Origin of the sequence: Flavobacterium pectinovorum (assembly GCF_900142715.1) — a bacterium.
Classification (GTDB): Bacteria; Bacteroidota; Bacteroidia; order Flavobacteriales; family Flavobacteriaceae; genus Flavobacterium; species Flavobacterium pectinovorum.
Genome location: NZ_FRBX01000001.1, coordinates 1,496,279 through 1,508,022 on the forward strand (window position 1 = coordinate 1,496,279; position 11,744 = coordinate 1,508,022).

Here is an 11,744-nt window from a genome sequence, read left to right on the forward strand (position 1 = left end):
CAGTATGAAAGAATTTATAGATTACATATTGCAGTTTGGCACATTAAATCAACAGCAAATTGATTTAATTTTAAAGAAAATCACAACATTAGAACTTCAAAAAGACGACTATTTTTCTGAAGCCGGAAAAGTTTCCAATCAGGTTGGTTTTGTTTTAGATGGAATTGTTCGGGTTTGTTATTACAATAACAAAGGCGAAGAAATTACCAAATATTTTATTGACGAGAATAATCTTGTAGTCGATTTAGAAAGTTTTGAAACCGAAACTCCTTCATCAGCCTACGTTCAGGCTGTAAATGATTGCAAAATTCTTGTCTTTTCGAGAAAGGACTGGAGAGAACTTTCGGATACTATTGTTGGCTGGGATGCGATTGTACACAAACTTATTTCGAAAGCATTGCGACAAAAAGTAGAAAGACGAAGTCCCCTAATTTCTGAAGATGCTACAACGCGTTATTTAATGTTTTTAGAAATTTATCCCAATATCGTAAATCGTGTTCCGCTTTCGTATGTTGCTTCGTATCTTGGAATTACGCAATCTTCTTTAAGCCGAATTAGAAAAAACATACGTTAAATTTGCTTTTTGCCATTTGGCAAATGATTCTATTTTTAAACGATTGAAATTTGCCTTATTAATTTTAAAATAAGAAAAATGAAAACAGCATTAATTACAGGAGCCAATAGAAGCATCGGATTAGAAATGACCAAACAACTTTCAAAAAAAGGATTATTTGTTTATTTAGGATCTCGCGATCTGGCAAAAGGGAAAGCAGTTGTAGCCGAATTAAATCAAAACGGATTTGAGAACATCAAAGCCATCGAAATTGATGTTACAAAACCGGAATCGGTTTTAGCAGCTCAAAAAATAGTTGAAAACGAGAAAGGAAAACTGGATATTTTGATAAACAATGCCGGAATTAGCGGTGAATTTCCTCAAAGTGCTTTAGATACTTCTATAAATGATATTCAGAATGTTTTTGATACCAACTTTTTTGGAGTAATAAGTGTTACGCAGGCATTTTTAGAATTGCTGAAGAAATCAGAAAGCCCAAGAATCAGCAACATCACTTCAGGGCTTGGATCTTTGACTTTACACAGTGACCCTAATTGGAAATATTACAATTTTAAAGCCACAAGTTATATTACTTCAAAAGCCGCTTTAAACGCTTACACGATTACATTGGCTTACGAACTAAAGGATTTGCCGTTTAAAGTTAATGCAATTGATCCGGGTTATACGGCCACAGATTTTAACCATCATTCTGGTCCCGGAACTGTAGAAAGTGCAGCAACTTTTATCATCAAACACACTTTGACAGATGAAAATGCGCCAACAGGGAAATTTTTCAGCAATGATATTGAGGATAGTTCAGAAATGAGTCCGTGGTAAAAAATAGCTCTATTGTTTTAAATAAGAAAAACTTCATTATTTTTAATGGAGTTTTTTTGTGGGCTGATGTCTGCGAATTAATTTTATGTTTTATAAGTTTTACATTTTCAATTGAATATAAAATCAGATAAATATGGAAGATAAAAATAATCAAACAGACACTACGCCAAAAGTAACCGGAATTGGAGGTATTTTCTTTTTTACAGAAAATCCAAAAGAAACCAGAGAATGGTATGCACAAAATTTGGGACTTGACGTTAATGATTGGGGTTCGACCTTTGAATCCAGAAATTTTAATAATCCTGAAGTGATAGATTCTCTGCAATGGAGCCCTTTCAAAAAAGATGATGCGTATTTTTCTCCATCAAAAAAAGAATTTATGATCAATTACCGTGTTCAGAATATTGAAGGTCTTGTTGCTAAACTTAAACAAAATGGTGTCACTGTTTTGGATGATATTGCAAGTTATGATTACGGAAAATTTGTTCATATTATGGACGCCGAAGGCAACAAAATAGAGCTTTGGGAACCTTAAATCACAAAAATTGAAGCTCCATTAGAAATAATGGAGCTTTTTTATTCTTTAAACCAGCTTTTTAATGACTTTTTTTAGAATTGGAAATCATACATTTAATTGAATTATCTATTCGAATTTTGATATGATTATTAATTTATATAATTTGCGATGGCTTCAAATAAGGCACTATTGCCTTATTTCACTTAATCTGAAAGGATATATAAAAGAATGAATTCCAACAATACTTCCGCAGCAATTCTGCCAACAAAACAACATTTTGAAATTCTTGACGGATTAAGAGGTATTGCCGCTTTTGCTGTTGTACTATTTCATTTTATGGAATGGATTTACACTGATCCCAGTAAAAACTTTATCGGACATGGTTTTCTGGCTGTGGATTTTTTCTTTTGTCTTTCCGGTTTTGTAATTGGATATGCTTATGACGATCGTATAGCAAAAATGGGACTTCGTAAGTTCTTTATTTCAAGAATAATCAGACTGCATCCGTTGGTTGTAGCAGGATCAATTTTAGGATTGCTGGCTTTTTTGTTTGATCCGTTTGGAGGTCATCCTGAATTGTACAGCAACGGAAAAATTATTTTGACATTTCTTTGCTCATTATTCATGATTCCATTACCGATAATAGCCGATCGTGGTTTTAATCTTTTTAGTTTTAATGCGCCTGCATGGTCATTATTTTGGGAATATATTGCCAATATTGTTTACGCATTTGTGCTTTATCGAATAAGTCGTAATTATTTGCTGTTGCTAACAATAATAGCTGCTATTGCCATTTGTTATGTAAGTTATAGTTCCGGTAATTTGTTAGGCGGCTGGAGCGGCCCCACTTTTTGGGACGGCTGTGCCAGGATATCTTATTCTTTTTTAGCGGGATTGCTTATATATCGTTCTAATTGGATCATCAAAAACAAATTGGGATTTACGGGTTTGTCAATATTATTATTGGTGGCTTTTATAATTCCATTTTCAAACTGGAACTGGTTATCTGAGACTATAGTTGTTCTGTTTTACTTTCCTTTACTGATAGCTTTGGGTGCAGGAGCAACATTATTGCCTAAATTTAAAAAGGTGTGTGTATTTTCAGGAAATATCTCCTACCCTTTGTACATGACACATTACGCCGCTTTATGGATGTTTGGCAATTATTACACAAATTATAAACCTGACAATACGCAACTTACACTAATAGTTATTTCCGGACTTATTTTGTTGGTTGGATTTGCTTATTTGGTAATGACAATTTATGATATTCCCGTACGAAAATATTTAAACGAAAAATTTGTAAAACGAAAAGCTTAAAGCATTTAAAAAATATATTTTGCGAAAAACTCCATTAGAAATAGTGGAGTTTTTTTGTTTCTTACCAATTCAACTACAAGATTCTCCAATCTAACTACAGAAGACAAAAAACGGCAACCGACTTTTGTAATTCATTATAAAAAGAGAAAAAAATGAATACTACAGAAAAAAAACTGAGCGGAAAAGTTGTTGTTATTACCGGAGCAAGCAGCGGAATTGGTAAAGCGATTGCATTGAAACTTGCAGAAAATGGTGCTAATGTTGTATTGGGCGCCCGCAGAAATGAAAAGCTTTCAGCATTGGCAAATCAAATAAAAATGACAAATGGAAAAGTAGAATATGCTGTAACTGATGTTAAGAAAAAAGAGGATTTGATTAATCTGGTTCAAACCGCAATCACTGCCTATGGTAAATTGGATGTAATAATAAATAATGCCGGTATTAGCGAACTTAGCCGAATTGATGATTTGGATATTGAAGGCTGGGATGAAATGATTGATGTAAATATTAAAGGTGTTTTATATGGAATTGCCGCTGCTATTCCGTTTTTTAAACAGCAAAAATCCGGACACATAATCAATATAATTTCCACTTCGGGAATAAAAATTGTACCAATGCAAGGTGTTTATGCAGGAACTAAAAATGCAATACGCACTATTGCAGAAGCATTTAGACAAGAGTCGAATGGAGAAATACGCATTACCGGAATTTCTCCCGGAGTCGTGAATACAGAATTTGTAGATAATATTAAAAACGACACAATGAAATCTGTAATAAAAGAAAACATGAAAAAAATGGCAATTAGCCCCGATGCGATTGCAAATGCTGTTTTATACGCTATTGAACAGCCTTTGGATGTTGAAATTGGAGATATTGTTATTCGTCCTTCGGTACAAAATTAGCTTTCGCTAGTGTATATTAAAGTATTATTGTAAATTTATTTTTTAAGATGAAACAAGATAATTCAAACATACAAACTTTTAAAAGTATCTCTCAGTTGCTGTCTTATCTTCAACTGCCGGGACCAATGCACCCTCTTGTTGCTCTGGTCAATTATGATGATGTAGTATTGAGTTCGTTTGAAAAAAATCAAAAGATTTGTCTTGATTTTTATAAAATTTCATTCAAAACCAATTTTAAAGGACAAATAAAGTACGGACACGGATATTATGATTTTGAAGAAGGAGGTTTAGCATTTTTAAAACCAAATCAAATCGTGGTTTCTTCAGAAAATTTAGAAAGCTATGAAGGATATTCATTGTATTTTCATCCTGATTTTATTAGAAATTACCCTTTAGGAACGGCTATAAATCAATATGGCTTTTTTTCGTATGCAGTTTCAGAAGGATTGTTTTTATCTGCAAAAGAAAAGAAAATCATTCGAAATTTATTCAATACAATAGCAGACGAATTAGAGAATAGTATTGATCAATTCAGTCAGGATGTTCTGGTTTCTCAAATAGAATTATTATTAAATTACAGTAATCGTTTTTACAATCGGCAATTCATTACCCGAAAAACAGTAAATCACGAAATTGTAAATGCTTTGGATAATCTTTTGCAGGATTATTTTATAAAAGAAAACAGTTTAGAAAAGGGTTTGCCATCGGTACAATTTGTTAGTAATCATCTCAATTTATCGCCTCGTTATTTAAGCGACATGCTGCGCTCGCTCACAGGTCAAAACACGCAACAATACATTCAAAATAAGTTAATCGAGCAATCTAAAGATTTACTTAGCTCAACTTCATTGTCTGTAACAGAGATTGCCTACAAACTGGGTTTTGAGCATCCACAATCATTCAGCAAACTTTTCAAGATAAAAACAAACCAATCTCCTTTACAATTTAGACAGTCCTTTAACTGAAATATTTTAAATATAAAACTTTTACCAAATAAGTAAACACCAAAAAACAAGACGATACTCCAGATGAAACTAACCTTTGTAATAGTAATAACTTTTCTTTTTAATTGCAGTAATATTATTTACTCACAAAGAAAACATGTAATGGAAAGAAAAGAGAATGATGTCATTATTAGCGAATATATAAAAACAGGAAAATATATTTTAAAAGATAAGAATGGACAAGTTTTATTACAAGATTTAAGAGGGATGCAAAACTTAGGTGGCGGATATCAGGCGATTAACTCAAATAACGAATTAATTTACTTTTCTATAAATAAAGGCACTATAGAGTTAAAATCAGGTGTTAATGAAATTAAATATATTGATTTCACTTGTGGCACAGTTCCTAATTATCAAGTCTCTGTAAAAGAAACTTTAAATCACTTTGAAATTATATTAAAGACTGATAATGCTATGGTTAACCAAGAAGATACAGTGGACATAATAGGTCAAATATCAAAAAATGATGCAGATGATTGTTTCTTTATAAATTATGAAAAAGTATTTTCTTACGAGAATTATCCGGAAACAAATGGACTTTTAAATATTAAAAATGAGAATGCGAATTCTGTTATATTCAAGAAAAATAATCTTTATGGAATTTTTCAAAAAACAGAAGCAATATACAGTGAAATAAAAATTGTTAATCTTATTACTAAAATCAAGAAAGACAATTTATATTCCTATTACGAAATAAATAACACTCCAAAATACAAGGAATTAGGTAATTTTGTGGGTGTATATGCGCGATTTGAATTGCCTAATGGCAAAAAAGGATACTTGACAGGATCCGGTTATGAGTATATGGATGAATAATACTGTCCTAAATTTGTAATTCACAGTTTCTTAAGTCTGTGAAAACAACCAAAATATAAAAAAAGAAGCCGTCTAATGGACGGCTTCTTTGTATGTTATCGAATTATTTTTAGATAGGCACTATAAGGATCATCTTTAAGAGAAGTTCGCAGATAAACTTCATTTTCGTCTTTTGTTTTTAAGTCAAATTGAATTAAGGCTGCATCAGAATAATAAAACAAGGAATCATCAACAGGAAATTCAAAGTTTGAAATAGGATTGGTTGTTAATTTTGCTTCGGATGCAATTTCCCCGTTTGATAAATCTATCTGAAAAAGTTTTTTCTTGCGGGTATATCCCCAAAGATTATCACTTTCCTCAGTAATGTATTCAACATTATCACCTTTAAAATCAGTTTTCCATAACTGCGTTCCTGTTTTTGAATCAACAGCATATATAGAAGACACTTCCTCACCTTGTGCTGCCAAATATATTTTTTTGTCTTTGCAAACTATACGTTCTTTGACACTGTGTTGGTTTTCATCCAATTTAAACTCCCACAAAATATCAAGTTTATCAGGACTTAAGGCAAAAAGGGTGTTTTTTTCGTTTGCGATAAATATATTTTCACCATCTGTTACAGGTTTTCCGTAAATAGCTTCCTGAAAGGTTTTTTGATTAAGAAGTTTTCCTGTATTTGCATCAAAACTGTAGAAACTGGTTCCGCTTTGCGTAAAAATTTTATTGTCAAAAAAGAGAACCGGAATATCATTATTAGGAGAATCTAACTTGTAATTCCAGATTAAACTGCCATTTTTTATATTAAGAGCATAAATGTTATTATTTTGAGCAGTTATATAAAGCTTTCCATTATTTATGGTTGGAATTTGATTTTTTAGTACAACCTGATCTGTAATAGTACCTATTCTTGATTTCCAAAAAACATCACCGCTTTGATTATCCACTGCAAAAATCTCACCATTAATAAACGGAATATAAACAACTCCATCTTGCAGTGTTATTTTATTAGCGCACATTTCAGTATAAGCATCTGTAGCTTTTACAGTCCAGTTGATGCGTTCGGCTTCTAAATCAAATGATATAAGAGAGCCGTCGTAATCATAAATTAGGATTGATGTTTCGTCTAATGGAACTTTTGTAATCGGATTTATGACTTTATTAGTAACCACATCATTAGGTTTTTCAGGCGCTGAGATGGTTGGCGTTTGCCCAAATATATTTATAAGACTAAATACAAATAAAAGAGTTATTAGTGTTTTTTTCATTTTAAAATTTGGCGTTTATGATTTGATTTCTTTCTCAGCAATAAATTTGCCAAATAAATAATATCTCTGTCAAATGTAGTAAAAAAAATATTATAGCATTTTAGAAGATATATGCCTTTGAATTGTGTGTTGCAGTTAAAAATCTACGATCTAAACGTGTGATACGGATCGTAAAAGAATATTTGGGATTTATATATTTTTTGAGCTAACAAAAATATAATCTAATGAGGTTTGGAAGAGATATAAATAAAAAACGCCACTGTCTTCCAATGGCGTTATTTGTCTTTATGTGGAGTGTCAGGGATTGAAATCGAACACTTAATTGAAATTCTGACGTTTTTTAAAGGCTTAAAGTGATTAGCAGATCACGTTTTTGCCACAGATTTAAACCTTCACAAATTGCTGATCTAAAGAATGATAAGCTCTGTGCAGATCGAAAAAGTGAACTGAGGTAAAACAAAATGAATATCAGTTTTTCTACATCTTAATTTTAACCTAAACGTTTTAAAATAAGTGATCGCAAACGTTCTTCATGCTCCTCTCCCCAATTCCCAATAGCTGAAATTACAGGAATTAGTGTTTTTCCAAAATCTGTCAGACTATATTCGACTTTAGGAGGCACAACAGGGTAAATAATTTTTGAAACAAGTTCATGTTCCTCTAACTCCTTCAGCTGAATATTTAAAACCCTGCGTGAAGCATCTGGTATTTTACGCTGCAATTCACTTGGCCTTTTATGGCCTTCATTAATAAACCAAAGCAAACGTATCTTCCATTTGCCGTAAAGTACTTCACCTATTAGGTCAAGCCCGCAGTTTAAGTTAGGTATTATTTTTCTTTCATACATATTACAAAAGTAATCCTATGTTCTTATATGTACAATAGGGGAATAATTTATCCCTATATGAATCGTAACTCCGTACTTGTGAGGAAGTAACATACTTCCGAGATTTGTACAATAGAAATTTAAAATACAAAATAATATGGATTATCAAAATGAATTATCAGGGAAGATTGCCTTAGTAACAGGAGGCACAAAAGGAGCAGGAAGAGCAATTGCAGAAAGACTACTACAAGCTGGGGCAACGGTTATTATTACTGCAAGAAACGCACCGGAAAAAGAAAACAGCAAGCTGCATTTCATTCCGTCCGACTTGAGTAAAGCAGAAGGAACACAAAAAGTTGTCAGCGAAGTTCTGTCGGCTTACGGAAGGCTTGACATTTTGGTGAACAATCTTGGTTCTTCAACAACACCTGCCGGTGGCTTTACTGCATTATCTGATGAAGATTGGGAATCAACCCTGCAGGCTAATTTGCTTGCTCCGGTTCGACTGGACAGAGGGTTTTTACCTCAAATGATAAATCGAAAAAACGGAGTTATTATTCATATAGCTTCTATCCAGGGAATACTGCCACTGTATGACTCCACTTTGCCTTATGCTGCTGCAAAAGCAGGTTTAAGAAACTATAGTAAAAGTTTATCGAATGAAGTTTCGCCTAAAGGTGTTCGGGTGCTGACTGTTTCTCCTGGATGGATCAATACAGGAGCATCGAAAGCTTGGTTGGCTGAGATTGCAAGAAACGCCAATAGCACTGTAGAAGAAGCACAGCAAGGCGTAATGGATGCATTGGGGGGAATACCATACGGCAGACCTGCTGAGCCGGAAGAAGTAGCTGAATTGGTTGGTTTTCTTGTCTCTCCGAGAGCCAGTTATTTATCAGGAACTGAATATGTAATCGATGGCGGTACTGTACCAACAATTTAATAATCTTTAAAAATAATAACAATGAACTTACCAAAAGTATTAACAGACTTGATTAAAGCACAGAACGAATTTGACGCCGTGACTTATGCCAATTTGTTTTCAGAAACTGCCGTAGTGTTTGACGAAGGTAAAACGCATAAAGGAAGACTTGAAATAGAGCGTTGGATCGATCACTCAAACAAGAACTACCAAGCAGTGATGGAACCACTGGAATATACCGAAAACGGTACAACAAGCATCGTAACTGCAACATGTTCAGGAACATTTCCAGGAAGTCCTATCACGCTAAAATTTCACTTTGATATTGTTGATGGGCAAATTCAGTATCTAAAAGTAACAGATTAAACATAGAAGAGAGTGCGACTGTTTACTGTTAAGTTATTTAAACGACAAAGCCATTGGAATCCAATGGCTTTGTTTGTCTTTGTGTGGGCGATGAGGGGTTCGAACCCCCGACCCCCTCGGTGTAAACGAGGTGCTCTGAACCAGCTGAGCTAATCGCCCTATTTTACTAGGCTGCTATCATTTCGTGATTGCGAGTGCAAATATACAGCTAGAATTTGTATTTGCAAGCATATTTATAAAAAAAGTGAAATATTTTTTCACATTACTATTTATCAATCTGTTATTCAGTTTTTTAATAAGTAAAGAGAATTTATCTTTTTCTTATTTATTTAGTTAAAAAACAAAATCTTAAACGGAATCGATAATATTCTTTTGTATTCATTTGCCAGAGTCATACATTTGCATACCTTAATTGTATTCAAATGGCAAGATTTCAAGAAAATGATTTACCGAAAGCTAAATTAGACTCTAATTCAATTCAAAAAGCACTTAAAATTTTTAAATACGGTAAAAATCACAAATGGAAATTTTTTCTGGGGTTGATTTTTTTATTATTAACCAGCGCTACTGCCCTCGCCTTTCCAAAATTAATGGGAATGTTAGTCGATTGCGTCACTAATAAAAATCTTGCCAGAGCTAATGAAATAGCTGTTGGCCTTATGGGAATTTTGGTTCTGCAAGCTATTTTTTCTTTTTTCAGAATTTCTCTTTTTGTAAATTTTACTGAAAACTCATTATCCAATATTCGTTTTGCATTATATGAGAATCTGGTAAAACTTCCAATGTCTTTTTATTCTCAAAAGCGTGTTGGAGAACTTAATAGCAGAATCAGTGCTGATATTTCTCAGTTACAAGACACTTTTACAACTACAATTGCCGAGTTTTTGCGTCAGTTAATCTTAATTATTGGAGGTTTTGTGATTTTAGGAAATATTAGTCCCAAATTAACCTTAATGATGTTGGCTATTGTGCCGATTGTGGCTGTTGCTGCAGTAGTTTTTGGAAGGTTTATTCGTAAATACGGAAAAAAAACACAAGATAAAGTAGCAGAAAGCCAGGTAATTGTTGAAGAAACATTACAAGGAATCAGTAATGTAAAAGCTTTTGCCAATGAATGGTACGAAATTCAGCGTTATAAAAATAAGATTAAGGAAATAGTGAAAATTGCAATTAAAGGCGGTCAATACCGTGGTTATTTTGCGTCGTTTATTATTCTTTGTCTTTTTGGATGTGTTGTAGCCGTTGTTTGGTACGGAATTACCCTTACGATTAAAGGCGAAGTTGAAGGGGTTGGAGATTTAATTTCTTTTGTTCTCTATACTACTTTTATTGGAGCTTCTTTTGGAGGAATCGCCGAAATGTACGCTCAAATTCAAAAAGCGGTTGGAGCAACAGAACGTGTTTTTGAATTATTGGAAGAAACTCCGGAAGATATTAAAGCAAGTCCAAAAGCTTCTTCTCTAGAAAAAATAAAAGGAAATGTAAGCTTCAACAATGTAGCTTTCAGTTATCCTTCCCGTAAGGAAGTTCAGGTGCTGAAGGAGGTGAATTTTAAAGCCGAATTTGGTCAAAAGATCGCAATCGTTGGTCCTAGTGGAGCCGGAAAATCAACTATATCTTCTCTTTTACTTCGCTTTTACGATATTACATCGGGAGAAATCCTTGTAGACGGAAAAAACATCTACGATTATGATTTAGAGAATCTTAGAGGTAATATGAGTATTGTTCCGCAAGATGTAATTTTATTTGGAGGAACAATCAGAGAAAATATTGCCTACGGAAAACCGGATGCAACAAATGAAGAAATCATGCTGGCCGCAAAACAAGCCAATGCCTTAAATTTTGTGGAAGGTTTCCCTGAAAAATTCGAAACTTTAGTGGGAGAACGCGGCGTAAAATTATCAGGCGGTCAACGCCAGCGTATTGCAATTGCACGTGCGTTGCTTAAAAACCCTAGTATTTTGATTCTGGACGAAGCGACGTCATCATTAGACAGTGAAAGCGAAAAACTGGTTCAGGAAGCTTTAGAAGTTTTAATGGAAGGAAGAACAAGTATTATTATTGCGCATCGCCTTTCGACTATTAGAAATGCGGATAAAATTTTAGTTCTCGATAACGGAAAAATTACAGAAGAAGGAACGCACCAGGAATTAATAAATCTTGAAAACGGAATCTACAAAAACTTAAGCAATCTTCAGTTTAGTAATTCTTAAAAAGGAAATTCCAATTTAAAAATTCCAAATTCCAATACAAAAAAAATCCATTTGCAAAGCAAATGGATTTTTTTTGTAAAATCTAAAATCTAAAATCTAAAATCTAAAATCTAAAATCTAAAATCTAAAATCTAAAATCTAAAATCTAAAATCTAAAATCTAAAATCTAAAATCTAAAATCTAAAATCTAAAATCTAAAATCTAAA

At 33.1% G+C, this 11,744-nt stretch carries 12 protein-coding genes and 1 tRNA gene; 10 read left to right on the top strand and 3 right to left on the bottom strand.

Going from position 1 to position 11,744, the window contains the following annotated elements; translation table 11 throughout:
- The first annotated feature begins 4 nt into the window (after nucleotides 1-4).
- From BUE22_RS06505 to BUE22_RS06535, 7 genes are all read left to right on the top strand, one after another.
- Entirely contained in the window at nucleotides 5-574 is a 570-nt protein-coding gene (locus BUE22_RS06505; RefSeq protein ID WP_073394220.1) for a Crp/Fnr family transcriptional regulator, read from the top strand.
- 78 nt (nucleotides 575-652) lie between these two features.
- Entirely contained in the window at nucleotides 653-1,390 is a 738-nt protein-coding gene (locus tag BUE22_RS06510) for an SDR family NAD(P)-dependent oxidoreductase (protein ID WP_073394221.1), read from the top strand.
- Between the two features lie 133 nt (nucleotides 1,391-1,523).
- A complete protein-coding gene (locus BUE22_RS06515) occupies nucleotides 1,524-1,925 on the top strand; it encodes a VOC family protein (RefSeq protein ID WP_073394222.1) in 402 nt (133 codons plus the stop codon).
- 210 nt (nucleotides 1,926-2,135) lie between these two features.
- The gene (locus BUE22_RS06520) at nucleotides 2,136-3,227 is read left to right on the top strand and encodes an acyltransferase family protein (RefSeq protein WP_073394223.1); all 1,092 of its coding nucleotides are present in this window, start codon (nucleotides 2,136-2,138) and stop codon (nucleotides 3,225-3,227) included.
- 152 nt (nucleotides 3,228-3,379) lie between these two features.
- Nucleotides 3,380-4,129, top strand: a complete 750-nt coding sequence (locus BUE22_RS06525; protein WP_073394224.1) for an SDR family oxidoreductase — start codon at nucleotides 3,380-3,382, stop codon at nucleotides 4,127-4,129.
- Nucleotides 4,130-4,176: 47 nt separating this feature from the next.
- A complete protein-coding gene (locus BUE22_RS06530; RefSeq protein ID WP_073394225.1) occupies nucleotides 4,177-5,094 on the top strand; it encodes a helix-turn-helix domain-containing protein in 918 nt (305 codons plus the stop codon).
- 141 nt (nucleotides 5,095-5,235) lie between these two features.
- Nucleotides 5,236-5,949: a hypothetical protein gene (locus BUE22_RS06535; protein WP_073394226.1), complete on the top strand. Its 714-nt coding sequence runs from the start codon at nucleotides 5,236-5,238 to the stop codon at nucleotides 5,947-5,949.
- A 95-nt stretch (nucleotides 5,950-6,044) separates the two neighbouring features.
- On the opposite strand, the gene BUE22_RS06540 is transcribed toward BUE22_RS06535, so the two are convergent.
- Together BUE22_RS06540 and BUE22_RS06545 are read right to left on the bottom strand one after the other, a co-directional pair.
- Entirely contained in the window at nucleotides 6,045-7,214 is a 1,170-nt protein-coding gene (locus BUE22_RS06540) for a PQQ-binding-like beta-propeller repeat protein (protein WP_073394227.1), read from the bottom strand.
- A 490-nt stretch (nucleotides 7,215-7,704) separates the two neighbouring features.
- Nucleotides 7,705-8,061, bottom strand: coding sequence for a winged helix-turn-helix transcriptional regulator (locus BUE22_RS06545; RefSeq protein ID WP_073394228.1), 357 nt, complete (start codon nucleotides 8,059-8,061; stop codon nucleotides 7,705-7,707).
- A 136-nt stretch (nucleotides 8,062-8,197) separates the two neighbouring features.
- Here BUE22_RS06545 and BUE22_RS06550 point away from each other — a divergent pair, with 136 nt between their 5' ends.
- Together BUE22_RS06550 and BUE22_RS06555 are read left to right on the top strand one after the other, a co-directional pair.
- The gene (locus tag BUE22_RS06550) at nucleotides 8,198-8,980 is read left to right on the top strand and encodes an SDR family oxidoreductase (RefSeq protein ID WP_073394229.1); all 783 of its coding nucleotides are present in this window, start codon (nucleotides 8,198-8,200) and stop codon (nucleotides 8,978-8,980) included.
- Nucleotides 8,981-9,001: 21 nt separating this feature from the next.
- Nucleotides 9,002-9,325: a nuclear transport factor 2 family protein gene (locus BUE22_RS06555; protein WP_073394230.1), complete on the top strand. Its 324-nt coding sequence runs from the start codon at nucleotides 9,002-9,004 to the stop codon at nucleotides 9,323-9,325.
- Nucleotides 9,326-9,409: 84 nt separating this feature from the next.
- Here the strand turns inward: BUE22_RS06555 and BUE22_RS06560 are convergent.
- A tRNA-Val gene (locus BUE22_RS06560) sits at nucleotides 9,410-9,484 on the bottom strand.
- Nucleotides 9,485-9,747: 263 nt separating this feature from the next.
- Between BUE22_RS06560 and BUE22_RS06565 the strand changes: the two genes are divergently transcribed.
- Nucleotides 9,748-11,538, top strand: coding sequence for an ABC transporter ATP-binding protein (locus BUE22_RS06565; RefSeq protein ID WP_073394231.1), 1,791 nt, complete (start codon nucleotides 9,748-9,750; stop codon nucleotides 11,536-11,538).
- Nucleotides 11,539-11,744: the final 206 nt, after the last annotated feature.